Below are 348 nucleotides of genomic sequence, written 5' to 3'. Positions count from 1 at the left end.
GAGTCGTCGATGCCGACGTGTTCGACTCCCAGGACGCGGGCGTAGATCGCGGCGAGGTTCTGCTCGGTCGGTGTGGTGGGTGCGCGGTAGGTGCGTGTGTCTCCGAATACTGGTGCGGGCAGGGCTTTTTTGTCGAGTTTGCCGTTGACGGTCAGCGGGAGTGTGTCGAGCACGACGACCGCGGCCGGGACCATGTACTCGGGTAGGCGGGCGGCCACTGCGGCGCGCACCGTGGCGGGGTCGACCCGGCCGGTGACGTAGCCGACCAGTTGTTTTGTGCCTGGTTGGTCTTCGCGGGCCAGGACTGCGGCTTGTTCGATGCCGGGGACGGCTGCCAGGGCGGTTTCT

General features: G+C 67.2%; 1 protein-coding gene. It reads right to left on the bottom strand.

Features of this window, described 5'->3' with window-relative positions:
- Positions 1–348, bottom strand: a 348-nt coding sequence (locus tag JK358_RS38845; protein WP_201958903.1) for an AMP-binding enzyme, incomplete at both ends; no start/stop codon positions are given.

The sequence above is a fragment of the Nocardia acididurans genome, assembly GCF_016741815.1.
GTDB classification, from domain to species: Bacteria; Actinomycetota; Actinomycetes; order Mycobacteriales; family Mycobacteriaceae; genus Nocardia; species Nocardia acididurans.
The sequence above is the reverse complement of the archived record's forward strand: the minus strand, read 5'-3'. Positions and strand labels throughout refer to the sequence as shown.